We start from the raw sequence: 22,182 nt of genomic DNA on the forward strand, positions 1-22,182 counted from the left end.
GCCCGGGCCGGTCCGTCAGCCGCCCAACTCCCCGTAACGGGCGGTCAGCCGGCGCGCTCCCTCGTCGGTGAGCGAGCCGTGCAGCCGCAGGCGGGCGATGCCGCCGTCGGGGAAGATGTCGATCCGGACGTGGGTGACGGCGGGGGCGTCGTCGAGCAGGAAGCGGTGGACGGTGTCGGGCTGCAGGCGCGTGCGGGGCAGCAGTTCGGTCCACTCGCCGCTCTCGCCGTCGCGGCCGGACAGACCCGCCCAGCCCGCCGAGTTGCCCTTCAGGTAGCCGGTGTCGATCTCCACCGCGCGGATCACGGACTGCTCGGTGAGGCGGTAGCGGACCCAGTCGTTGCCGCTGCCGCGGCGGCGCCGGGTCTCCCAGCCGTCGTCCATCTTGCGGGAGCGGCCCGGCTGGATGGTGTGGGTGGGCGAGGAGTAGAAGCGGTCCGAGGCGTCCTCGACCTGGCCGCCGTTCTCCAGTGCGGCGACGTCGAACGTGCCCAGCGCGGCGAGCCAGCCGGGCGCCGGGACGACCTCGCCGTGGACCCGGAGGCGGGCGACGCCGCCGTCGGGGTGCTGGTTGAGGCGCAGGTGGGTGAAGCGCCGCTCCGCCCGGACGGTGAAGCCGTTGGCGGCGTGTCCGCCGATGGCGGTGCGCGGGACGAGGGGGGTCCAGGCGACCTCGCCGGCGAGGAGTTCCGCGGGCGAGGGCGAGCCCTCGACGCAGGCGCCCTCGACGCTGACGGACTGGGGGTAGTTGCCGCGGAAGTGGGCGGTGTCGACGATGATGCCGTGGATCACGCCGGGTGCGCCGAGGCGGATCAGCGCCCAGTCGTGGTCCTCGTCCGCCGGGAACGGGTGCGCGCCGTCGGTGCCGCGGCGGCGCCGGGTCTCCCAGCCGTCCATGATCTTGCCCTTGTGGCCGAAGGCCTCGGGGTCGAAGTGGGCGGGCTCGGGCCGCAGGAGGTTCTCCCGTTCGGCGAAGAACTCGTCATTGGCGGCGATCACGCCCGCGCCGAGCCGGCGGTCGGCGAGGTCGGGCAGGTGGGCGAAGGGGAATCCGGCGGCGCCGGGGGTCCGGTAGTCGGCATACGGGTCGCCGCCTTGGTAGGGGCCGGCGTCACCGGTGTAGCGGGGGAGGTCGGCGGTGGTCATGCGCGCGGCCTTTCGAGGAGCTCGCCGGTGGGTTCGGCGAGGGTGCTGCCGTCGTTGATCTGCCGGCCGCGCAGCCAGGTGGACCGTACGACGCCGTAGAGGGTCTTGCCGGCGTACGCGGTGATCTTGTTGCGGTGCTGGAGGGCCTGCGGGTCGACGGTGAAGGTCTCCTCGGGGGCCAGGACGGCGAAGTCGGCGTCCCGGCCGGGCTCGATGGCGCCCTTCTGGCCGAGGCCGACCAGAGCGGCCGGGGCGGTGGCCATCCAGCGCACCACGTCGTCGAGGGAGTGGCCGCGCTCGCGGGCCTCGGTCCAGATGGCGGGCAGGCCCAGCTGGAGGGAGGAGATGCCGCCCCAGGCCGCACCGAAGTCGGCGGTCTTGAGATCGGCGGTGGACGGCGAGTGGTCGGAGACGATGCAGTCGATGGTGCCGTCGGCCAGGCCCTCCCACAGCGCGTCCTGGTTGGCCGCCTCGCGGATGGGCGGGCAGCACTTGAACTCCGTTGCTCCGTCCGGGATTTCCTCGGCGGTCAGGGTCAGGAAGTGCGGACAGGTCTCCACGGTGATCTTGACGCCCTCGCGCCTGGCGGCGGCGATCAGCGGCAGCGCGTCGCTGGAGGACAGATGGAGCACATGCACCCGGGCGTCGAGCCGCTGGGCGAGGACGATCAGCCCGGCGATGGCGTCGTTCTCGGAGATGCGGGGGCGGGAGGCGAGGAAGTCGGCGTACTTGGGGCCGTGCGGCTCGGGCGCGGCGTCCAGGTGGCCCGGGTCCTCGGCGTGCACGATCAGCAGACCGTCGAAGCCGGCGATCTCGCCCAGGGCGGCGGCCAGTTGCTCCTGGTCGACCTGCGGGAACTCGTCCACGCCGGAGGGCGACAGAAAGCACTTGAAGCCGAAGACCCCGGCGTCGTGCAGCGGGCGCAGGTCCTTGACGTTGCCGGGGATGGCGCCGCCCCAGAAGCCGACGTCGATATGGGCCTTGCTGCGGGCGACCTCGCGCTTGGTGTCGAGGTTCGCCGTGGTGGTGGTGGGCGGGAGGCTGTTGAGCGGCATGTCCACGAGGGTGGTGATGCCGCCGGCCGCGGCCGCGCGGGTGGCGGTCCAGAAGCCCTCCCACTCGGTGCGGCCGGGGTCGTTGACGTGGACGTGGGTGTCGACGAGGCCGGGCAGCAGGACGTCGTCACCGAAGTCGGCCACCCGCGCCCCGGCCGGGGCCGCTGCGTCGTACGGCAGCACCGCGTCGATCTTGCCGTCCTTGACGGTGACGGACGCGGCGCGCGTCCCCTGGGGGGTGACGACGCGCGTGGAGCGCAGCACCAGCTCTATCTCGGACACCCGGTCCCCTCCTCGTATCGTGTCTTCATCGTTGCCCGGCGGCGCGGTGGGCGCACTCCGCACCACAAGCCGGCGCCCGGAAAGGAATGCGGAACCGGAATTCCCTGCATGCGGAACCCGAAATTCAACAGTCTGTTGAATGAATCTTCACTCCGGCCCCCGACTCCGTCAAGACCCCTCCCCGGCCGCCGACGCGCCCCGCGCCCGGCACCCCGCCGCGCCCGACACCTTGGACGATTCCACAGAATGGATAATGGGTTTCGCGCAGCAGAATGGAGCTACGGTCACTGGCACCATCCGGAGATCGCGGCTAGGCACTCGCCCCGGGGCTCACACCCTGGGACAAAGAGGGCCTGACCGGCGAGAACGAGTGTGCGAGAGACCGTGTGTCACCGTAGGGGGACCGGTAGGCTGCTCCGGTCGGGCCCGGCGCCCGCAAGTCCCAGCCGAGACCGATCTGACCCGCCCCGAAAGGAACGCGCCGTGCCGCCGTCCAGCGCCAGCACCTCCGCCGCCGAAGCCAAGCCCGCAGGCGCCAGCGGCGGCGTCCAGTCCCTTGAGCGCGCCTTCGACCTGCTGGAGCGGATGGCCGACGCCGGCGGCGAGGTCGGCCTGAGCGAGCTGTCCACCAGCAGCGGACTGCCGCTGCCCACCATCCACCGCCTGATGCGCACGCTCGTCGCCTGCGGCTACGTACGCCAGCAGCCCAACCGCCGCTACGCGCTCGGCCCCCGGCTGATCCGCCTCGGCGAGAGCGCCTCACGGCTGCTGGGCACATGGGCCCGGCCGTACCTGGCCCGCCTGGTCGAGGAGACCGGCGAGACCGCCAATATGGCCCTGCTCGACGGCGACGAGATCGTGTACGTGGCCCAGGTCCCCTCCCGGCACGCGGTGCGCATGTTCACCGAGGTCGGCCGCCGCGTCCTGCCGCACTCCACCGGCGTCGGCAAGGCCCTGCTCGCCCACCACCCCGCGGACGAGGTCCGCGCGCTCCTCGGCCGTACGGGCATGCCGGCCGCGACCGAGAAGACGATCACCGACCCGGAACGCTTCCTCGATGCGCTCGCCGACGTCCGCCGGCTCGGCTACGCGGTCGACGACAACGAGCAGGAGATCGGCGTCCGCTGCCTCGCGGTACCGGTACCCAACTCCCCCACCTCGGCGGCGATCTCCATCTCAGGACCGACCGGCCGGGTGACGGAGGCCGCCACGGACAAGATCGTGCCGGTACTGCAGGACGTCGCGGCCCAGCTGTCGGTGGCGCTGGCGAACCAGACGCCCGCGTAGACGGAAGGGGCGGTTCGAGGGCCGGGGCGGGTCCGCGCGCCGGCTCGCGCCGCTGACGTGCGCGCCGGTCCTGCGCTCCGCGCCCCCGGTCACAGGCCGCTCGGCAGCCCTCCGAAGCGGTCGATGCCCGCGCGCACCTCGCTCAGCGCGGGCGACAGCGCGCTCACCGAGCCGACCGCCCCGGCGATCAGCAGCAGCGACCGGCGCAGCCGGGGCACCTCCGGCAGCCCGTGACTCACCATCGCGTCCAGTGCGGCCAGCTCGTCGTCCGCGGCCGCCCGGTCCGGTAACTCCGCAGGAAGCACGGCCAGTTGACGGCGCAGCCGGGACACCGCCCCACGCAGCTCCTGGACACGCGGGTCGCCTTCGACCCCGGTCACTCGTCGGTCCCTCTGCAGCTGTTCCACAACGACGGCGTCCTCCATGGCCGTTGCCCGTCCACAATGCGGGACAGTTAACGCCACTCTGTGCTGCCCGCGCCATACGGAGAGCGAAAAAATCGGATCACCGGCTTGATCCGGACGCCGCAGCGGGCCGGTCCGGACGCCGTATCCGGCGCGGACCGGCCCGCTTCGAGCCTCAGGGCTCAGGAGTTCTCCTTGGGCTGCACCGCATTGCGCCACACCCGCACGTCGATGGTCATGTAGCTGCTGGGGTCCGTCTTCGGCGCGTACCCCTTGAAGGTGATCAGGGCGACATGGCCGTAGTCGGTGGTCAGGCACATCTGCGCGCCCTTGGAGAGCTGCTTGGTCAGGATGCTCTCGGTGTACCGGGTCTCGGTGCGGCAGGTTTCCAGCGAGCCCTCCTGGCCGGCGGTGAGCAGCACCAGCTTGCCGGTCTCGGTGTCGACCTGGTCGTCCGAGTAGTTGTTGTCGTCGTAGGAGAAGTCGGTGTTGGTGTCGGTGTCCGTGTTGGTCGGCAGCATCGGCTCGTCGGACAACGAGATGTGGTACTCGTCGGGCAGGTTGATGCCCTTGTAGTCGACCGGGGTCGGGTCCTGCGCGGGGGCGGCCGGAGTGCTGGAGTCGTCGGTGCCGGGGCTCGCCGTGGCGCCCCCGGTGGGCGTCGGCGAGGCCGCGCTGTTCTTCGCCTTCTTGCCGTCGGTGGCCTGGTCATTGGCCTTCTTGCCGTCGTCCTTCATGAAGGCGTAGACGACACCGCCGCCGGCGCCCGCGAAGGCCAGCAGGCAGACCAGCACCAGGGTCGTGATCAGCCCCTTGCGCTTCTTCTTCGGCGGCTGCGGGGCCGGCACCGCGGCGGCGGGGTAGGCGGCGGTGGGGCCGGTGGCCGCCGGTCCAGCGACCGTCGGACCGGTGGCCGTGGGGGCGGTGGCGGCCGCCGCGGCGTTCGCCGGCGCGCCCTGCGCGGTGGCGCCGACGGTCGGCGCGTAGGCCGCGGGCCCGAAGCCGGGCGGCGGGGTCTGCGGGTGGCTCAGCTCGGTCGCCACCGGCGGGACGGCGGGTGCCGGGGCGGTCGGCGGCTGTACGGGCTGGGTGGGCGGCTGCGCGGGCGGGGCCGGCTGCTGGGCCGGCGCGGCCGCGGCGGGGGCCTCCAGCGGGGGCGGCGGGGCCTGCGCGGGTGCCGGGGCCGCCGCACGCGTGGTGATGTCGGCGGCGACCGCGGTGGGCAGCCACTCCTCGGGCCGGCGCAGCTGGGTCTCGCCGGAGGCCGCCCCGCACAGCTCGATCACCTCCGCGACGGAGGGCCGCTCCGAGGCCTCCTTGGCCAGGCAGCGGGTCACCAACTCCCGCAGCTCCTCGGGGAGTCCGGTCAGGTCGGGCTCTTCGTGGACGATGCGGTAGAGCACCCCGTGCGAGGTGCCCTCACCGAACGCCGGGGTGCCGATGGCCGCGTACGCCGCGACCTGGCCGAGCGCGAAGACATCGGTGGCGGGGGTGATGGTGCTGCCCGCGGCCTGCTCGGGCGCCATGAAGGTGGGCGTGCCCACGGTGACGCCGCTGCTGGTCAGGGACGTGGCGTCGGCGGCGCGGGCGATACCGAAGTCGATGACGCGCGGGCCGTCGGCGGCCAGCAGCACATTGGACGGCTTCAGGTCCCGGTGCACGATGCCCGCGCCATGGATGACCTGGAGCGCCTCGGCGATCCCGGCGACCAGCAGCAGCACGGTGGGGACGGGGAGCCGGCCGTGCTGGGCGACGGCCGCGGCGAGCGAGGGACCGGGGACGTAGGCGGTGGCCAGCCAGGGGCTGGCGCCGTCGGCGTCGCTGTCGATGACCGGTGCGGTGAACAGCCCCTGCACCCGCTGCGCGGACTGCACTTCCTGCTTGAAGCGCCGCCGGAACTCGGTGTCCTCGCTGAACTCGGGCCGGATCACCTTGATGGCGACCGGCCGGCCGCCGGGCGTGTAGGAGAGATAGACCTTACCCATGCCACCGGAGCCGAGCTTCGCCGTGAGGCGGTACCCCGCGATCGCCCGCGGGTCGTCCCCCTCCAGCGGCTGGAAGATCCCGGAAGAGCCCACACTGTTCACCACGACGTCCCCCGACTCAGAAAATTGACCCCACCGCACACCGGCAGGCAGCAGCCACGATGTCCACAACGGGGCAGAACCTTATCCGGCCACGCGCCGCACCGTGACATCGCCGGTGAGCGAACGTCACGCATGTCCGAAGAGCCGGTTTCGCGAACGCATTTGGCCTCCATCCGGAGCGGCTCACGGCCACTGACGCGCATGCCCTGCGATGCCCGGAAACGGCCTGATGATGCGTCAGCACGTGCGTTCCCACCGGCACCCGTTGGCATGGGCGTACGGAATCCGATGCGTATGCGGGAGCAGAAGGGAGCATTCTTCCCTCCGAGGAAATATCCGGCATATCACTGGATCGGAGAATGCCATGGAGCCCGACACCGGCCCCGGCACCGGCCCGAACCCCCGAGGCGCCAGCCTCGTGCAGCTCATCTGCCACGCGTACGGACTCTCCGACGCATCGGAGATCACCTTGGAGCACATACACCGCTACGTTGCCGAGCGCCGCCGCGTGGAAGAGCGCACCCACCATCTGCGGGAGCGGTTCCGGCCGAGCATCCCCCGCCCACGGGCCTCCGACGACGCGGCCTGACCAACGGGGCGCACCGCGGGGCGCCATGAGGTAGGCAGTCCCCATGGCACCGACACACCCGACGCGCCCGACACCCCCCACACCACCGACGCCGCCGGCACTCCCCGCAAAGCCGGGAGACCCGGCGGCACCGGCACGCCCCGAAGGGAAGGTGGCCGGCCTGCTGCTCGCAGCGGGCGGCGGGCGCCGCCTGGGGGGCCGGCCCAAAGCGCTGCTCGACCACCGGGGACGGCCGCTGGTCGAGCACGCCGCACGGGTCCTGCGGGACGGCGGCTGCGACCCGGTGCACATCGTCCTGGGCGCCGCCGCCGGTTCCGTACGCGAACGGGCCGACCTCTCGGCGTACGGCACATCGGAGAACCCGGACTGGGCACAGGGCATGGGCTCCTCGCTCCGCGCGGGCCTCGCCGCACTGGCCGGCTCGGGGGCGGACGCGGTCGTGGTGTCCCTGGTCGACCAGCCGGGCATCGGCGCCGCGGCGGTGGCGCGGGTGGTGGCCGCGTACGCGGGCCGCGCCTCCCTCGCCTGTGCCGCCTACGACGGCCACCGCGGGCACCCCGTCCTCTTCGGCGCGGACCGCTGGCCCGGCATCGCGGCGACCGCACAGGGCGACCGCGGCGCCCGCGCCTACCTCCAGCAGCACGCGGACGCCCTCACCCTCGTCGAGTGCGCCGACATCGCCGAGCCGTACGACATCGACACGCCGGAGGACCTGCACCGACTGGAGTGACACGGGTCGGCCGGAGTGCCGGAGTGATTCGGCCGGAGTGCCGGAGTGATGGAGAGTGACGAACATGGCACCGAGAGCCAGTCGATCACCACTTCTGTCGACCCTGAGAATCTCGACATCAACAAACCATTGAAGTTCCGCGATAAGGAAACTAGTCTCCACTGGTCAGAAGCGCCCTGAACCCAGACGGCGCCCGCGACCGTGTTCCGGAGCCCGCGGCACCCCGTGCCGCCCGGCGTACCGGCGGCCGCCAGGCACCGCCGCTGAATGGAGTGACAGCTCATGTCCGCACCAGCGCCGTCCCCGCTGGCCATCGTCGAAGTCGACCCCGCCCACACCCCCGAACGGCAGGGCGAGGTCCTCAGCGACGCCGCGCTCGCCTTCGTCGCCGAGCTGCACCGCCGGTTCACCCCGCGCCGCGACGAACTGCTCGCCCGCCGCACCGAGCGCCGCGCCGAGATCGCCCGGACCAGCACCCTGGACTTCCTCCCGGAGACCGCGGGGATCCGCGCCGACGACAGCTGGCGGGTCGCCGAGGCACCGGCCGCGCTCAACGACCGGCGGGTGGAGATCACCGGTCCCACCGACCGCAAGATGACCATCAACGCGCTCAACTCCGGAGCGAAGGTCTGGCTCGCCGACTTCGAGGACGCCTCCGCCCCCACCTGGGAGAACGTCGTCACGGGCCAGCTCAACCTGATCGACGCCTACGAGCGCCGGATCGACTTCACCGACCCGAACTCCGGCAAGTCATACGCCCTCAAGCCGGCCGAGGAGCTCGCCACCGTCGTGATGCGGCCGCGCGGCTGGCACCTGGAGGAGCGCCACCTCCAGTTCGAGGGCCGTCCGGTCCCCGGCGCCCTGGTCGACTTCGGCCTGTACTTCTTCCACAACGCCAAGCGCCTGCTCTCCCTCGGCAAGGGCCCGTACTTCTACCTGCCGAAGACCGAGTCGCACCTGGAGGCCCGCCTCTGGAACGACATCTTCGTCTTCGCCCAGGACTACGTCGGCATCCCTCAGGGCACCATCCGCGCCACGGTCCTCATCGAGACGATCACCGCGGCGTACGAGATGGAGGAGATCCTCTACGAGCTCCGCGACCACGCCTCCGGTCTCAACGCCGGCCGCTGGGACTACCTCTTCTCCATCGTCAAGAACTTCCGCGACGGCGGCGCCAAGTTCGTCCTGCCCGACCGCAACGCGGTCACCATGACGGCCCCCTTCATGCGCGCCTACACCGAACTCCTCGTCCGCACCTGCCACAAGCGCGGCGCACACGCCATCGGCGGCATGGCGGCCTTCATCCCCAACCGCCGCGACCCCGAGGCCAACGAGAAGGCCCTGGCCAAGGTCAAGAACGACAAGGACCGCGAGGCCGGCGACGGCTTCGACGGCTCCTGGGTCGCCCACCCCGACCTGGTCCCGGTCGCCCGCGCCTCCTTCGACGCGGTCCTCGGCGACGCCCCCCACCAGAAGTCCCGCCTGCGCGAGGACGTCTCCGTCTCGGCGGCCGACCTCATCGCCATCGACTCCCTGGACGCCAAGCCCACCTACCAGGGCCTGGTCGACGCCGTCCAGGTCGGCACCCGCTACATCGAGGCCTGGCTGCGCGGCCTGGGCGCCGTCGCCATCTTCGGCCTGATGGAGGACGCCGCCACCGCCGAGATCTCCCGCTCCCAGATCTGGCAGTGGGTCGACGCCAGCGTCGTCTTCGAAAACGGCGAAAAGGCCACCGCGGACCTGGTCCGCAAGGTCGCCGCCGAGGAACTGACCGCGATCCGCAACGAGATCGGCGAGAACTCCTTCACCACCGGCAAGTGGCAACAGGCCCACGACCTCCTCCTGAAGGTCTCCCTGGACGCGGACTACGCGGAGTTTTTGACGTTGCCGGCTTACGAGCTGCTCACCGGCTGACAGCTCGCCGGTTCCCCGCCGCCTCCGGCACCGCGCGGTGCCGGAGGCGGCGCGTCGCGGGACGGCGGGTGGTGGCCTCACTGTGGTCACAGCTGCGGTGCCGCCCCAAACACGGTTGGTAACCTCGGAGCTTGCTCACGCTCCGGAGCCGGGCGCCGCTGTTGGGGGGATCGATGAGGACACGCCTTGTGTTCGTGCACGGCATCGGCGGGACGAGAGACGTCGTAGCCGAACGCAAGGACTGGTTGCGCGCACTGGCCGCCGGAGCAAGGGCTGCCGGTCACTCGGCACGGGGTGTGGAGCTCACCCAAGAGCTGGCCGCCGATGCCCGGTTCGCTTACTACGGTGACCTGTTCCGGAACGCCGGATCCCAGGGCACTAAGACCGCTGCCGACCACGAGCAGATCACCGGAGTGCTGGTCCACCAGCTGCTGCTGGAAGCCGTCGACGAAAGGCTTGCCGACCCCGGCCTCGGGAACGGTGAGCTTCGGACTCTGCGCCACGCACGTGCCCAGCTGGCTCCCGCAGGCACCGCGCAGGGCCTGGGGAATCCGGGCAGGTATGCCCTCAACGCGCTCACCACGCTGATGTCGCTGCCCGGTCTGCGCGGGATGGGCGGCTGGGTCACCGCCCGGCTGACCTGGACGGCTCTCGGGCAGGTGGCCCGGTACCTGGGCCGAGGCGAGCCGGACGACAACGGTCTTTCTCTCGACCGCAGAGTCCGGCAACGTGTCGTCGACATGCTCGACCCCGACGGCCCAACGGTCGTCGTTGCGCACTCGCTCGGAACCGTGGTCGCCTTGGAGGCCCTGCACGACCACCAAGGGCCGGTGCCGTTGCTGGTCACTCTCGGCTCACCCCTCGGGACGCGAACCGCCGTGCTGCCGCACGTACGCCCACATCCGCCCCAGGTCCCCGAACAGGTCGGCACATGGCTCAACTTCTGGGACCGGGATGACATAGTCGCCGCACGGCCCCGCCTGGAGGCGTTCGTCCGGCCGAACGCGGCGTCCGTGCTTCCGATGAGCTCCCGGGTCGACTCGGACGGCGCATGGGTGCACCCCGCCACCAAATATCTGGCTCAGCCGGCCGTGGCAGGCCCGGTCGTCGAAGCGCTGGAGTCGGCAGCGCGCTCATGACGGAGACCCGGCATGCCCTCGTGATCGCACCGCAGTGCGCCCAGCTCGGCGAGCTGGAAGGGCTGGAGGACGCCGCACGTTCCCTCCACGACGCCATCACGAACCCTCGGTTGGGCGCCTGTGAAGCTGGACCACTGACTCGGCCCTCTCTGCTGTACGGTCCCGCCCTCACCCAGGCGCAGATCGAGGAGGCGATCCGCGGCGCCGCCGGCCGGGCCGGCGAGGCCGGAGCCGTACTCGTCCTCGCGCTGATAGGCCACGGCATCCAGTCGGGCGGGCGGCTGTATTTCATGGCCGGGGAGTCCAGGGCGGGCGCAGTCCACATGGGCGTTGATGTCGGCGGCATGGTGACCCAGGCACTGGAGGCTCCCGGTCTGAAGGGCCTGATAGCGCTCGTCGACACCTGCCATGCGGCAGGAGCGATTCCCGATCTGAACTCACTGAGCGACGGCAATCAGGGCGGCAGGACCCGACTCTCGATCCTCATGTCCTGTGCGATGCAGGAGGACGCCCGCGATCTCCGCTTCACCCGGGGCATCGTCAGGGTGCTCACCAAAGGCATCGCCGGAGTGGGCAGTTACCTCAAGGTCTCGGACGTCGCCGACGCTGTGAGCAAAGACGACGCAATCCTGGGCCAATCCCCGGTGAGCGCGGAGCTGCACGGAGATCCCCTGGCGGCCGGCCGACTCTGGCTCGCCCGTAATCGCAGGCATTCCGACTGCGGGGCGAGTCCGGTCCTCGGCCCCTTGGCCATGCGGGAACTGGGGCGGGCACTTGAGCCGTTGGGATGCGGGGCCGCCGGGACCACCGTCACTGGAGCGCGTGAACTGCAAGCCCTACGCCATGAGGTGGCGAGCACAGCCGAGTCGCTGTCTGCGGAGCGGAACTGGGCCCTGCGGGTCATCTCCTCGCTGCACATCGGGTTCCGTACACACGACATGCTCGCTTCATGGCCCGGCGACCCGCTCACCTCGGAACGGCTGCGACAGGCATTGTCCCTCACGTGCTCACGCTCCGGCGAGCGCCTTCCGGATTCCACCGGCAGCGAACTGCTGCGTGATGCCATCGAGCACCTGCTGCTGCACGCCCCGGCACAGGGGCAAAGCCCCACCGCGCGCCTTGCGGCCTTCGTTGCCGCGCTGGCCGTCAGCTCCGGTGTCGCCTCCGATACAAGGGAACTGACCCGGTGGGCCGCAGATATCGGCGCATCGATCGAACTCAATGACGCCTTCGACGAACTGTATGAGCGAAGCTGCGGGGGGCGGGCGCGGCTGGTCGTCAGCTTGCATGCCGCCGTCGGTGACGAATGGCCTGAGTCTCTCGATGCCTGGTTGCTCACCGGGAACGCCGGCAAAGAAGAGCATGCTCCGCACGATGTGTTTCCCTGCCATCCCAGCCAAGCGGGGGTGGAACGGGGGCTGGGCACGGTGCTGAGATGGGCGTCCGAGCAGGCCCAGGTACTGGGCATCTCCTTTCGCCAGGTCGAAATCGCGGCCTCCACTTCGCTCTTGCTGCGGTGGCACCCCGAGAAGACGGTCATCGGCAGACGGTTGGGCGCACGCTATGACGTCGTCCTGCGCTGGAGCGGGCGGCTCCAGCCTCCCGAAGACCTCTGGTGGATCAACGAGGAGGCACGGGAACGGCTTACGGCCATGAGCAAGCCCAACGTGGGCGGCGCCCCGGTGGACTGGCTGTCCGAAGACGACACCCGTCATATCCCGTCTCTTCGCGATCGGCTCACGAAGGGCGAATTCACGCGGGCCGTGGCCCTCACTCACCGTCCACCGAGGCTCCCGGAATTGATGGAAGCCCTGCTGCCCTATTCACCCATCGTGATGTGGCCGGGTGGTGACGGCCAAGTCCCTGCCGAGGCCCGTAAGTGTGTCGAGGAGTACTGGCACTTCTTGCCGCTTGAGTTCTGCAGCGCCTACCGCGAAAGCTGGAAACAAGATGTCCCGGGGGCAGCCGACGCACGGCTCGCCCAGCTGCGCACGATCTGGCACGACGTGGAATGGCTCGAATTCTGCAGCTGGTTCGAGCGGTTCACCAAGGACGGGGAGAGTCCCACATGACCTGGCAGCCCTTCTACGTGGGTGACGGCACACCGCGCAACGTCGACCTGGGGCCACCGCCGCCCTGGCGCCGCTTTCCCCGCCCCTCGCTTCATCAAGAGTTCCAGCCGCCGGCCGGCCTCACCGATGCGGTGAACGCCGCCCTGGCGCTTCGACGTCCGCTGCTGATCACTGGCCCTGCCGGGTCCGGCAAGTCCACGGTGATCGAGCAGGTCGCGGCGGAGCTCAAGCTCGGTACCGTACTGCGCTGGCACATCACGTCCCGAAGCAGCCTGGCCGAGGCGCTCTATCGGTACGACGCGCTGGGCCGTATCCATGCCCAGCGGCTCGATCCGTCCGCGGACGGCGATGGCATCGAACCCTTCCTGCACCTGGGACCCCTGGGAACTGCCTTGCTCCCCTCTGACCGTCCCAGGGCGCTGCTCATCGACGAGATCGACAAGAGCGACCTCGACCTGCCGAGTGACCTTCTCGACGTGCTGGAACGCGGTGAGTTCGAGATTCCGGAGCTAGCCCGCTATAAGCACGAAACCGCCGAGATCCGTGAGTCCGGCAGTGACCGCAGAAGCTCCATCACGCGAGGGCAAGTGCGGTGTGAGCAGTTCCCGTTCATCGTCATGACCAGTAACGGCGAACGTGACTTTCCTGCGGCGTTCCTGCGGCGGTGTATCCGGTTCACCATGCCGATGCCCACGGTTGAGGCACTTCGCCGGATCGTCGAAGCCCATCTGCAGCTCCGCCCCGCCAACGGAGAAGCAGTCGACACACTCATCACCTCGTTCGTCGAGCGCCTCGGCAAAGGCGAGAGCCTCGCCATCGATCAGCTCCTCAATGCCGTCCATCTGCTGAGCGGCGGCAACGCACCCGATGACGAGGACCGGCAGGAGGTCATGGACCTGGTATTGCGCGAGCTGTCCCGTGTCTGAGCCCGACCCGCTGGCACGGGCACTCGACGCACTGCGCGTTGCCGTGCCAGATCTCGACGCCACTGCTCTGGCCGAGGCTCTGTGGCTGGCGGCACGGCAGGGTGACGACGCGAGGGCCGCGGACAGACACGGTGATCTGGATACGGCGGAGCCCGAGGCCGGACCGAGCGGCGACGACCCCCCGGACACGGCGGAGCAGACAACTCGGCCGGGCCCCGGGCCGAGCCGCGAGACGGAACGGACTACTGCCGATCGTGCTCTTCACGAGCATCTGCCCGGCAGTAGCTCCCTGGTGCGTGGGGACATGGTGACCGTGCCGCGGGCCGCCGGCCCAGCTCGTTCGCCAGACCTTCCCCGCGCTCTGCGCCCGTGGAAACGGCACTGGCCGCAAGGGCGCAACACCGCACTGGACCTGGACGCGACGGTCGACGGCTATGCCCGGAGCGGGGAACTGATCCCCATGTTCGCCGCGGCGCCGGAGCGCTGGTTCGATCTCGAACTCGTCGTGGACTCATCGCCGTCGATGCAGGTGTGGCAGGAGACCATCAGCGAGTTCACCAGCATGCTGGAAGGGCTCGGTGCGTTCCGCTCCCTGCGCGTCCGACGGCTGTGCTTCGCCCCGGATGGCCGTCCGGAAGTGCGGAACCAACAGCATCGCCGCATGGCTCCGCGCAGCCTGCGGGCATCGGACAATCGGCGTCTGATCATGGTGGTCTCCGACTGCGCTGCACCGCAGTGGCATGCGCCTCAGGTCTGGCAACTGCTACGTGACTGGGGAGCTGCGACCGCCACCGCTCTGCTCAACCCGTTGCCCACGAGACTGTGGCGGCGGACCGGTCTCAACCTGCCGGTCACCACCGTCGCGCCGGGCGGGCCCGGTGCTCCCAATGCCCAGCTGCGCTTCGATGCCCCGCTGTTGTCCGCCTCCGCCGGCGGCGACCACGGCGACTGGATGCCGATTCCCGTATTGTCGCTGTCCCCCCACTCCCTGGGGCGATGGTCGCAGATGGCGATGCGTAACGATCCGGCCGGATGCAGCGCCGTTCTGGTGCCGGCGGAGGGTCGAAAGGCGATCAACGTCGACCTGCCCGGGCACCTGGGCACGCCACGTCTTCTCCCCCTTGAGGTCCGCGCGGCGAGTTACCTCCGTACGGCCGCCCCGGCGGCGGCTCGTCTGGCCGTTCTGTGCTCCGCCTTTGACGAGCTGAGCCTGCGGCTGCTCCATGTGATCCGTCAGGAGGTGGCCGCCGAGGCCACCACCGCCGATATCGCGGAACTGATCACCAGCGGGCTGTTCTCCGTTGACACAGGCACTGAGGGCACCGTCGTCCTGGAGGTCCCCAGCGCCGTACAGGCCACGCTGCGGCAACATCTGGCGCAGCACGAGCTGTGGCAGATGAACCGAGCGGTCAGCCGCCACATCGCCGCACGAGGCGAAGGCCGGACACAACTGGTGTCCGTGGCACACCACCCCGAAGCTCCGAAGGAGCTTCCGGCGGAACTCACGGCCTTCGGCCGAGCCTCGCGGCGGACGCTGGAGCTGCTCGGACTGCCCGGCACTGCGCTCACATACCCGGAGGTCCCCCCGCGTCCCCAGCCACCCGACGGCCCCGCGGCGCGCTACCGGGAGGAAGGCCACATCGCCTCTCTGGCGGCCGTTCTCCACGACGCCGGGCTCGGGGAGGTCGACATGCTCCTGGAGTACGAGATGCCCCTGACCAGTAAACGGCTCGATGCGGTGCTGGCCGGGGTGCATCCGGTGACCGGTCATCCCTCGTACGTCGTTGTTGAGCTGAAGCGCTGGACCCAGGTGACGTGCGACGAGAACGATCCGACGCTGTGTTACGCCGAATCCAACGCTCGGCCGGTACTGCATCCGGTGGAGCAGGTTCGGGGGTACTGCCAGTACCTCGCCAGCCTCAACGGCGCAATTGCCGCTCATCCGGAACGCTTGCACGGCGTGGTGTATCTGCCCCACGCAACGGAGTTTGGTGTGGGCGGGCTGCGTCGGATCGAGATGAGCCAGTACGGTCAGCTGTTCACGTCCGAGCGGCGTGCCGCCTTCGTGGAATACCTCAAGGCACGTCTCGCGCCCAGGGCGGAGCCGCGGGCGGCCGATGAACTGCTGGCCGGGGAAGTCGCGTCACCGAAACGGCTGATGGATGCGGTTGCGCAGGAGGTGCGCGAACGGCAGCAGTTCATTCTGCTGGACGAGCAGAAGCTCGCGTATCAGACGGTGTTCAACGCGGTGCACAAGGCGCGGGATTCGCACCACAAGGAAGTGGTGGTGGTCGCCGGCGGTCCCGGCACGGGAAAGAGCGTGATCGCGCTGTCGCTGCTGGGTGAGCTCTATCGGCGCGGAGTCACCACGTTGCATGCGACCGGGTCAGCATCGTTCACCAGAACCATGCGGCGGGTGGCCGGAGCACGCAAACGTGAGGGGCAGCTTTTCAAGTATTTCAACAGCTTCTCGACCGCCCCCGAGAACGACGTCGACGTACTCATCTGCGACGAGGCGCACCGCATCCGGGAGACCTCAGCCAACCGCTACACGCCTGCCGCACAGCGCACCGGAAAGCCGCAGATCGAGGAGTTGATCAACGTCGCGCGGGTGCCGGTGTTCTTCTTGGACGAGCACCAGGTGGTACGGCCAGGAGAGAGGGGAACCGTCGCCGAGATCCGGGCTGCCGCGGCCGCCAAGGGAATCGAGTGCCGCGTTGTCGCGTTGGACCGGCAATTCCGGTGCGCTGGCAGCGATGCCTATGTGGAGTGGGTGACACGGCTGCTGGGGCAGAAGGAGGGCGGTCCCGTCGCATGGGACCCCGACGACAGGATGCGCCTTCTTGTGGTCGACACTCCGCAGGAGCTGGAGGCATTCCTGGTAGCTCGGCGGGCTCAGGGGTACGGAGCACGAATCTCCGCCGGGTACTGCTGGAAATGGACGACCAACGTCCAACCGGGGCAGGATCTGCCGGCCGACATCGTCATTGGCGACTGGGCACGCCCGTGGAACGTCTACGGGGAACGGGCCGTCAACGGAGCGCCCCCTGCCGCCCTGTGGGCGACCGATCCGGCCGGCTTCGGACAGGTGGGCAGCGTCTACTCCGCCCAAGGCTTCGAATACGACTGGAGCGGCGTCATCATGGGGCCGGATCTGGTGTGGCGGACGGATCGGTGGGTGGCCGATCGGGCGGCGTCCAGGGATCCCTCGTTCAGGCGCTCCACGCCCGATGCGGAGGTGGACCGACTTATCCGCAACACCTACAAGGTCTTGCTGACCCGGGGGATGGTCGGCACCGTGGTGTTCTCGACGGATGCCGAGACCAGGCAGAAGCTGCGCGAGTTGGTGCCGGCGGGTCGGGCGGGCGGGCCCGGCGTCTGAAGGCGAGCCGGCGGGCGCAGGGGTGGTCGAGGGGGTGGGGCGGTGGCCGGACCGGTTCTCATTCCGTTGCCTCGGTGCGGTGTGTCCTGGCGTATTCGGTCAGGAAGGCGGTTTCGGCGAGCAGGGCGGCGCGGAGTTCGGAGAGGAGTACGCGTTCGTTGGGGCCGTGGAGGTTGCAGAGGTTGTCCTCGGCGCCGAAGAGGAGGATTTCGGCGTGGGGTACGGCCTTGGCGAGGCCGTTGACCAGGGGGATGGAGCCGCCGGTCGCGCAGTGGACGGGGGCGGTGCCCCAGGCGCGGCGCAGGGCGGTGTGGGCGGCGCGGTAGGCGGGGCCGTCGGTGGCGGCTTCGTAGCCGGGGCCGGCGTCGCCGGGTGTGACGGTGAGCGGGATGCCGAAGGGGCGGAGGCGCTGGAGGTGCCGGACGAGGGCTTCCTGTGCCTCCTTGGGGTTCTGCCGGGGGTGTACGCGGAGGTTGAGCTTGGCGCGGGCGTGCGGGACGACGGCGGAGGCGGCCTGGTCGACGGGCGGTGCGTCCAGGCCGACGACGGTGATGGCCGGGCCGCTCCAGAGCCGTTCGCCGAGGCCGCCGGAGCCGATCAGCGGTGTGCCGTGCGGGACGCCGGCCAGCTCGCGGAATTCGTCGTCGCTGAAGGCGGCGCCGTCCCAGGGTGCGCGGTGCAGGCCCTCGACGGCGACATCGCCGTGGACGTCGTGGAGGGTGGCGAGGGCCTTGAGGAGGACGAGCAGGGCGTCGGGGGCGGCGCCGCCGTACTCCCCGCTGTGTACGGCGGTGTTGAGGGTGCGGACCTCGGCGAGGACCACCGCGGATCCGCGCAGTGCGGTGGTGAGGGTGGGGGTGCCGGGGCGGATGTTGCCGGTGTCGGCGATGATCATCGCGTCGCAGGCGAAGAGGTCGGGGTCGGTGGGCGGGTAGTCGTCGAAGGCGCTGCCGTACTCCTCCTGACCCTCGAAGACGATCTTGATGCCGACGGGCGGGTGGCCCCCGAAGGCCCGTAGCGCGCCGATGTGGACCATGAGGTTGGCCTTGTCGTCGGCGATGCCGCGGGCGCGGATGCCGCCCTCGATGTCGGTGGGCTCGAAGGGCGGGGAGTCCCAGAGCCGTACGTCGCCGGGCGGCTGGACGTCGTAGTGGGCGTAGAGCAGGACGGTGGGAGCCTCAGGGGTGGGCGGCGGGATGCTGCCCGTGATGACGGGCGCGGTGCCGGGGAGGTTGAGCTCCCCGATGTCGGCCACACCGGCCTCCCTGAGGAGGGCGACGACCAGGTCGCGCGCCTGGAGGACCGGTTCGGGCGAGAAGCCCGGGAAGGCGATCGAGGGGATGGCCGCGAGTCGCTTGAGGTCGGCGCACACACCGTCCATCAGCGCGTCGGCGGTGGCCTCCAGCGACGCGGCCGGTCCGCCCCCGGGGACGTGCGGGTCGTTGGCTTCCTGGTTCACCGCGGAACCCCTTCCGTGGCGCCGCCGGTACGCGCGCCGTGACTGGCTCATTGGCGAGGTGGGCGCTGACTCGCCGGATTGCTGACAGACCTTCGGAAGTGGGGAGCATATCGGGCATAGAGGTGGGGATGGTGACATGTTCGGGTCGTAGCGCGCCGCCCCGGAGCGCCTGCCGGGCCGGGCTCGGGGGCGCGCTGCGGGCCCATGGCAGCGGGTACTGTGTTCGCCGTAAATCGGCACTACAAATGCAGTAAAACGCATGGCAGGAAGGGCACTCCGGGTGGCACGGCGGCGGGAGCAGGTTCTGGACGCGGGGATTCGGGTGCTGGGGAGCGAGGGGGCGCGGCGGCTGACCTATCAGGCCGTGGATGCCGCGGCGGGGGTCCCGTCGGGTACGACGTCGAACTGCTTCCGCAACCGGGCGGCGCTGATCGACGGCATCGTCGACCACCTGCAGATGCTGGAGCGCCGCGACTGGGAGGACTTCGCCGCGCGGGCCGCACCGGCCGACGCCGGTGAACTCGCCGACGCCATCGCCCGGTTCCTGCAGTACGCGACCGGGCCCGAGCGGGCCAGGACCGCCGCCCGCTTCGCCCTCTACCTGGAGTCCATGGCCCGACCCGAGCTCCGCCCCGCGCTCACCCGCGGGCGCGCGGCCGTCGTCGGCTGGGGTACGGACTGGCTGCGGCGCTTCGGCTCGCCGGCGCCGCGCCGGCACTGCGAGATCCTCCTCGACTACCTGGACGGCGTCGTCTTCCACCAACTCTCCTTCCCCGCCGAGGACTTCGACCCCGGGCCGGGGATCCGCGAGCTGCTCGGCGGACTGCTGGACTGAGCCCGCGCGCGCTCGTCCCGGCGGGTATACGCGGACATCCGAGTCTGGTAGGAAAGCTTCCTAACGATTGGGGACTCCCCCACGGCTCGCTCCGAACTGGAGGACTGACTCCATGCGCACCCGATCGATAGGCAGGGCCCTGCCCAGGACCGCCACCCGTATCGCCCTGGGCCTCGCCCTGCTCGCCGTACCGGCCACCGCCGTCGCCACCACGCAGGCCCCGGCGGACCACCATCGCCCGGTCGCGGCCGACTCCGCACCGCGCACCGCACGGGCCGCGACCGGCCTCGACGACCCGGCCAAGAAGGAGATCGCCATGCGGCTGGTCTCCAGCGCGGAGAACTCGTCGCTGGACTGGAAGGCGCAGTACAAGTACATCGAGGACATCGGTGACGGCCGGGGGTACACCGGCGGCATCATCGGCTTCTGCTCGGGCACCCACGACATGCTGGAGCTCGTCGAGCTCTACACCCAGCGCAAGCCGGGCAACGTCCTGGCCAGGTACCTCCCCGCGCTGCGCGAGGTGGACGGCAGCGACTCGCACGAGGGGCTGGATCCCGGCTACCCCGAGGACTGGCGGAAGGCCGCCGGGGACCCCGCGTTCCGGCAGGCGCAGAACGACGAGCGGGACCGGGTGTACTTCAACCCGGCGGTCAAGCGGGGCAAGGCCGACGGCGTCGGCGTGCTGGGCCAGTTCGCGTACTACGACGCGATCGTGATGCACGGCGACGGGGACGACCGGACCGGCTTCTCCAGTATCCGCAAGCGCGCCCTGGCCAAGGCGAAGCCGCCGGCCCAGGGCGGTGACGAGAAGGCCTACCTCAACGCCTTCCTCGACGCCCGGGTCTGGGCGATGAAGCAGGAGGAGGCGCACAGCGACACGAGCCGGGTCGACACCGCGCAGCGGGTGTTCCTCAGGAACGGCAATCTCGATCTGCACACTCCGCTGGACTGGAAGGTGTACGGGGAGAGCTTCCACATCGGCTGAGCCACCGCACCCTCACGCCCCGGCCGACAGCCCAACGGCCCGCATGTAAGGCGTAGTTGACGCTAGAGGCGTAGTTGACGCTCCCCTACGGGCCGTTGCCGGTGGGCCGGGGCCCCTGCCGTCAGCGGGCGGGCGTGGCCGCCGGCTCGCCGCTGTCGTCCACGGCGCCGCGGTTGGGCTGCTGCGGTATCTGGGGCTCGTGCCCGTCCCCGCCTCCGGTCGTCACGTCGTCCGCCGTCACGTCGTCCGCCGTCGCGTGGTCCGCCGTCCCGCCGTGGACCGCATCCCCGTCCGCGGGCCCTCTGCCGAAGTGGTTGAAGGCCAGGTTGAGGGCGATGGCGACCAGGCAGCCGGTGCTGATGCCGGAGTCCAGGACGACCAGCAGGTCCTTGGGGAGCTGGTGGTAGAAGTCCGGCGCGGCGATCGGGATCAGGCCGATGCCGACGGCGGCCGAGACGATCAGGGCGTTGTCGCCCTTCTCCATCGCGGCCGTGGCCAGCGTCTGGATGCCGCTGGCGGCCACCGAGCCGAAGAGCACGATGCCGGCGCCGCCCAGGACGGGCAGCGGGACCAGCGAGATGACCGAGGCGGCCACCGGACACAGGCCGAGCACGATCAGGATCAGACCGCTGGTGGCCACGACGAAGCGGCTGCGCACCTTGGTCATCGCGACCAGGCCGATGTTCTGCGCGAACGCGCTGTTGGCGAAGCCGTTGAAGAGCGGGCTGACCGCCGTACCGAGGGTGTCGGCGCGCAGCCCGCCCTCGATCGTGCGCTCGTCGGCGGGACGGTCGACGATCTTGCCGAGGGCGAGCATGTCGGCCGTCGACTCGGTCATGCAGACCAGCATCACGATGCACATGGAGATGATCGCGGCGACCTCGAACTGCGGGGCGCCGAAGTGGAAGGGCGTCGGGAAGCCGAGCAGATCCGCCTCGGTGAGGGCGGAGAAGTCGGCGATGCCGACGGGGATCGCGATCAGGGTGCCGGCTATCAGGCCGAGCAGGATCGCGATCTGCTGGAGGAAGCCGCGCAGCACCCGGCGCAGCACCAGCACGATCAGAAAGGTCAGCGCGGCCATTCCGATGTTCGTCAGGGAACCGTAGTCGGGGGCTTGGGAGTTGCCTCCCTGGGACCAGTTGAACGCGACGGGGAGCAGCGAGACACCGATGAGGGTGATGACGGTGCCGGTGACCACCGGCGGGAAGAAGCGTACGAGCTTGGAGAAGTAGGGGGCGACGAGGAAGCCGAGCACACCGGCGACGATCACCGCGCCGAAGATGATCGGCAGTGCGTTGTCGGGGCTCTGGGCCTTGCCGATGGCGACCATGGGGGTGACGCCGGCGAACGAAACGCCGTTGACGAAGGGGAGCTTGGCGCCGACCTTCCAGAAGCCGAGGGTCTGCAGGAGGGTGGCGATGCCCGCGGTGAAGAGGCTTGCGCCCATCAGGAACGCGGTCTCGGTGGCGCTCAGCCCGCAGGCCGGCCCCACGATCATCGGCGGGGCCACCACACCCGCGTACATCGCGGCCACATGCTGCAGGCCGCTGGTGAACATCTTGAAGGGCGGGAGGGTCTCGTCGACCGGGTGCTTCCGGTCCCCCTCCGACTTCTGCCCGGTAACTGCGGCCACTGCGGGCCTCCTTCGATTTCTGCGTCGCCGGCGGCCGGCGAGGCGAGGCTGTCACGGAGGGCTTGCTCTGTGGTGCGAGGGGCCGCTGGTGAGCGGGCTTGGGTGGTGCCGCGCTTATGGCGCGTGGAGAACGGACGGTGGACCGGCGGGGCCGGGCCGGACCGGGGGTGCGGGAGAGGTTCCCGCACCCCCGGGTCCGGCGCTTGCGGATCCCGCTCGGATCCGCAAGCCCGGCCGGGAGCCGTCCCTCCCGG

Annotated in this window: 16 protein-coding genes and 1 pseudogene; 11 read left to right on the forward strand and 6 right to left on the reverse strand. The window is 70.5% G+C overall.

Going from position 1 to position 22,182, the window contains the following annotated elements:
- Positions 1-15: 15 nt before the first annotated feature.
- Positions 16-1,146, reverse strand: coding sequence for an allantoicase (alc, locus tag ACWD6P_RS29690; protein ID WP_451447257.1), 1,131 nt, complete (start codon positions 1,144-1,146; stop codon positions 16-18).
- On the reverse strand, positions 1,143-2,483 hold the full coding sequence (allB, locus tag ACWD6P_RS29695; protein ID WP_451447258.1) for an allantoinase AllB: 1,341 nt from the start codon (positions 2,481-2,483) through the stop codon (positions 1,143-1,145). The genes alc and allB overlap by 4 nt, the downstream gene beginning before the upstream one ends.
- Before the next feature lie 483 nt (positions 2,484-2,966).
- Between allB and ACWD6P_RS29700 the strand changes: the two genes are divergently transcribed.
- A complete protein-coding gene (locus ACWD6P_RS29700) occupies positions 2,967-3,770 on the forward strand; it encodes an IclR family transcriptional regulator (RefSeq protein ID WP_451447259.1) in 804 nt (267 codons plus the stop codon).
- Positions 3,771-3,859: 89 nt separating this feature from the next.
- Here the strand turns inward: ACWD6P_RS29700 and ACWD6P_RS29705 are convergent, their stop codons facing one another.
- Positions 3,860-4,150 (reverse strand): DUF5955 family protein, encoded by a 291-nt coding sequence (locus ACWD6P_RS29705; RefSeq protein ID WP_451447260.1) that lies wholly within the window; start codon positions 4,148-4,150, stop codon positions 3,860-3,862.
- A 206-nt stretch (positions 4,151-4,356) separates the two neighbouring features.
- Positions 4,357-6,264 carry a serine/threonine-protein kinase gene (locus ACWD6P_RS29710; RefSeq protein WP_451447261.1) on the reverse strand — a complete coding sequence of 636 codons (1,908 nt, stop codon included), beginning with the start codon at positions 6,262-6,264 and terminating at the stop codon, positions 4,357-4,359.
- 361 nt (positions 6,265-6,625) lie between these two features.
- Here ACWD6P_RS29710 and ACWD6P_RS29715 point away from each other — a divergent pair, with 361 nt between their 5' ends.
- From ACWD6P_RS29715 to ACWD6P_RS29750, 8 genes and pseudogenes are all read left to right on the forward strand, one after another.
- Positions 6,626-6,850, forward strand: coding sequence for a hypothetical protein (locus ACWD6P_RS29715; RefSeq protein ID WP_451447262.1), 225 nt, complete (start codon positions 6,626-6,628; stop codon positions 6,848-6,850).
- Positions 6,851-7,001: 151 nt separating this feature from the next.
- The gene (locus ACWD6P_RS29720) at positions 7,002-7,580 is read left to right on the forward strand and encodes a nucleotidyltransferase family protein (protein ID WP_451447279.1); all 579 of its coding nucleotides are present in this window, start codon (positions 7,002-7,004) and stop codon (positions 7,578-7,580) included.
- A 282-nt stretch (positions 7,581-7,862) separates the two neighbouring features.
- A complete protein-coding gene (gene aceB, locus ACWD6P_RS29725; RefSeq protein WP_451447263.1) occupies positions 7,863-9,494 on the forward strand; it encodes a malate synthase A in 1,632 nt (543 codons plus the stop codon).
- A gap of 173 nt (positions 9,495-9,667) precedes the next feature.
- Positions 9,668-10,633 (forward strand): alpha/beta fold hydrolase, encoded by a 966-nt coding sequence (locus tag ACWD6P_RS29730; RefSeq protein WP_451447264.1) that lies wholly within the window; start codon positions 9,668-9,670, stop codon positions 10,631-10,633.
- Positions 10,630-12,705 (forward strand): vWA-MoxR associated conflict system protein, encoded by a 2,076-nt coding sequence (locus ACWD6P_RS29735; protein WP_451447265.1) that lies wholly within the window; start codon positions 10,630-10,632, stop codon positions 12,703-12,705. The genes ACWD6P_RS29730 and ACWD6P_RS29735 overlap by 4 nt, the downstream gene beginning before the upstream one ends.
- Positions 12,702-13,631, forward strand: coding sequence for an AAA family ATPase (locus tag ACWD6P_RS29740; RefSeq protein ID WP_451447266.1), 930 nt, complete (start codon positions 12,702-12,704; stop codon positions 13,629-13,631). Before ACWD6P_RS29735 ends, ACWD6P_RS29740 begins: the two co-directional genes overlap by 4 nt.
- A pseudogene (locus ACWD6P_RS29745) lies at positions 13,573-15,051 on the forward strand (SAV_2336 N-terminal domain-related protein); the annotation flags it as partial. The gene ACWD6P_RS29740 and the pseudogene ACWD6P_RS29745, both read left to right, overlap by 59 nt.
- 120 nt (positions 15,052-15,171) lie before the next feature.
- Entirely contained in the window at positions 15,172-17,013 is a 1,842-nt protein-coding gene (locus ACWD6P_RS29750; protein WP_451447280.1) for a DNA/RNA helicase domain-containing protein, read from the forward strand.
- 58 nt (positions 17,014-17,071) lie between these two features.
- On the opposite strand, the gene ACWD6P_RS29755 is transcribed toward ACWD6P_RS29750, so the two are convergent.
- Positions 17,072-18,472 (reverse strand): M20/M25/M40 family metallo-hydrolase, encoded by a 1,401-nt coding sequence (locus ACWD6P_RS29755; protein ID WP_451447267.1) that lies wholly within the window; start codon positions 18,470-18,472, stop codon positions 17,072-17,074.
- A gap of 259 nt (positions 18,473-18,731) precedes the next feature.
- Between ACWD6P_RS29755 and ACWD6P_RS29760 the strand changes: the two genes are divergently transcribed.
- Positions 18,732-19,307 (forward strand): TetR/AcrR family transcriptional regulator, encoded by a 576-nt coding sequence (locus ACWD6P_RS29760; protein ID WP_451447268.1) that lies wholly within the window; start codon positions 18,732-18,734, stop codon positions 19,305-19,307.
- A 112-nt stretch (positions 19,308-19,419) separates the two neighbouring features.
- The gene (locus ACWD6P_RS29765) at positions 19,420-20,295 is read left to right on the forward strand and encodes a chitosanase (RefSeq protein ID WP_451447269.1); all 876 of its coding nucleotides are present in this window, start codon (positions 19,420-19,422) and stop codon (positions 20,293-20,295) included.
- 121 nt (positions 20,296-20,416) lie between these two features.
- On the opposite strand, the gene ACWD6P_RS29770 is transcribed toward ACWD6P_RS29765, so the two are convergent.
- Complete coding sequence (locus ACWD6P_RS29770; RefSeq protein WP_451447270.1) at positions 20,417-21,928, reverse strand: nucleobase:cation symporter-2 family protein; 1,512 nt, start codon at positions 21,926-21,928, stop codon at positions 20,417-20,419.
- Between the last annotated feature and the right edge of the window lie 254 nt (positions 21,929-22,182).

The organism is Streptomyces sp. NPDC002446, assembly GCF_053595675.1.